This is a genomic window from Ramlibacter sp. (assembly GCF_035706265.1).
In the GTDB taxonomy this organism is placed as follows: Bacteria; Pseudomonadota; Gammaproteobacteria; order Burkholderiales; family Burkholderiaceae_C; genus Ramlibacter.
Genome location: NZ_DASSVG010000198.1, coordinates 1 through 2,242, shown reverse-complemented (window position 1 = coordinate 2,242; position 2,242 = coordinate 1). Strand labels below are relative to the sequence as shown.

General features: G+C 67.9%; 3 protein-coding genes. All 3 read left to right on the top strand.

Translation table 11 applies throughout. The annotated features are described in order from the left end of the window. A partial coding sequence (locus tag VFM98_RS07335) for a lytic transglycosylase domain-containing protein (RefSeq protein WP_325109255.1) occupies positions 1-415 on the top strand: 415 nt, incomplete at its 5' end. Between the two features lie 293 nt (positions 416-708). Further along, the gene (locus VFM98_RS07330; protein WP_325109254.1) at positions 709-1,437 is read left to right on the top strand and encodes an SCO family protein; all 729 of its coding nucleotides are present in this window, start codon (positions 709-711) and stop codon (positions 1,435-1,437) included. Positions 1,438-1,532: 95 nt separating this feature from the next. Next, positions 1,533-2,242, top strand: a 710-nt coding sequence (locus VFM98_RS07325; RefSeq protein ID WP_325109253.1) for a hypothetical protein, incomplete at its 3' end; no start/stop codon positions are given.

Here is a 2,242-nt window from a genome sequence, read left to right as displayed (position 1 = left end):
CTCGGCGCTGGCGAAGCGGCGCGAGGCGTGGTCGGCCCTGGTCAGCGCCGCCGCGCGCGCCCACGGCCTGCCCGAGGCCCTCCTGCAGGCCGTGATCGAGACCGAGTCGGGCTTCAATCCCAAGGCGGTGTCGCCGAAAGGGGCGATGGGCCTGATGCAGTTGATGCCCGGCACCGCGCGCATGCTCGATGTCGCCAATCCGCACGATCCTGCCGCCAACGTGGACGGCGGCGCCCGCTACCTGAAGGATCTGCTGGGGCGCTTCGGCAACAACCTCGCCCTGGCGCTGGCCGCCTACAACGCCGGCCCCGCCGCCGTGGAGCGCAGCGGCGGCATTCCCCGCAACGCCGAGACCCAGGCCTACGTGCCCCGCGTGATCTCGCGTTACCACCGGCTGCAAAGCGGCCTGGAGTAAAGCTCCCGCCTGACTGGCTGGGGAACGGGTGTCCTCCCCCACCCAATCCTGGGGAATTGCCCCGGCACCATTCCCCACCCTTTCCCCAGCTCGGGATGCCTTTGAATGCATTCGGGCTACATGTTTGATCTAAGTCAAACATCTGAACGGCACCCTCGTTCCCGGCCTTTTTGTAAACCTTCATGCCTACGTGCCGAAACAGTTGGCACTTTGGTTCTTGGTCTGCCCTTTGCGTAACACGAGTTACACCCGCGGCGAGTTTTCAGCGCTGCGACACACAAAGAGGAGCGGACATGAACTGGCGGACCAAGGGCCTCGCGATCTCCGTGTTGATGCTCGGCCTTGCCTTGAGCATGCCGCGCGCCTGGGCGCACGGCGACGGGCACGAGGGCCACCACGGCGCCCGTGCGGCGGCCGCGGCCGCCGGCAAGCCGGTGAAGCCCACCGACGCAGCCACGCTGGTGGACCAGGACGGCCGCCAACTGCGCCTGGCGAGCGACGCGCTCGCCGGCCGCATCGTCGTCGTCGGCTTCGTCTACACCAACTGCTCCGACATCTGCCCGCTGGTCTCGCAGACCTTCGCGCAGCTGCAGGAAAGCCTCGCGCCCCTGATGGACCGCAAGGTGCGCCTCGTCTCCCTCACGGTGGATCCGGTGCGCGACACGCCGGCGCGCCTGAAGGAGTACTCGCAGCACTTCGCCCCCAAGCCCGGCTGGCTGTGGCTGACCGGCGACGTGACGAACGTCGCCCAGGCGCTGCAGGCCTTCGGCATCCACATCACGAAGCCGGAGAACCACCCGGCGCAGATCCTGGTCGGCGACGCGCAGAGCGGCCGCTGGATCCGTCTCTACGACATCGACAAACCGCAGCAGGTGTTGGCCAAGGTCGACGAACTGCTTGCAGCGCAACGCACCGCGAAGCACTCCGTGCTCCATGGCGCCGAGCGCGAACCGTGCACCGGGACGACGCCTCCGGCGGCGTCCGCAGGCGCGAAGACCGGCTGTGCCGCTCGGCCGGTCTGATCCGCAGTACCCAAGCGACGAACCTGAACGTGGGCAAGCGTAAGCCGGTAAATGCTCGCGATCACCATCACCCCTTGACAGGAAAGACATATTTCATGAATCCGAAGCGCAATCTGATTTCGGCGGCGGTGGTCCTCGCCCTTGCTGCCGCCTCTCCGGCTTATGCCGTTCTCGAGCGCATGGGGCCGATCGACAACTCGCCCGCCGGCGGCGGCTTCCCGTCCTGGTACCAGGACAAGACGGGCGTCACCCTGGAGTTCTGCGGCCCGTCCACGCAGGCCGAACTCGATGGCGGCTGGTGCCTGCTGCTGACCGGCGACACCGTGGTGCCGGAGAACTTCCCCAACCAGTTCTTCGACGAGCACTTCTACTTCGCGGCCGACAACGTGCTGCTCGAGCCCAACTCGGGCTTCCGGGCGCGCCTGGTCATCGCCCAGGAAGCGGCCTTCGCCGTCGGCCCTGCCATCGCCGGCGACCAGATCGTCTTCCAGCGCCATCGCATCTTCCTGACCGGCCTGCCGTTCGACGGCGACTACCGCGTGATCACGCCCTACCAGGACGTGACCTACACGGGCCAGGCCCAGGGCGACCGCATCTTCGAGACCGCCGACGTCGGCATCGCCTGCGCCAACTTCAGCTGCTCGCTCGACGGCCCCAACGGCCCCTGGCTGCTGCCCTCCGCCACCGCCGGCGGCGCCGAAGTGCCGCCCATGCCCGACCTGCTGTCCGCCCCCCCCGGCACCGACCCGTTCTTCGACGAGCACTTCTACTTCGCGGCCGACAACGTGCTGCTCGAGCCCAACTC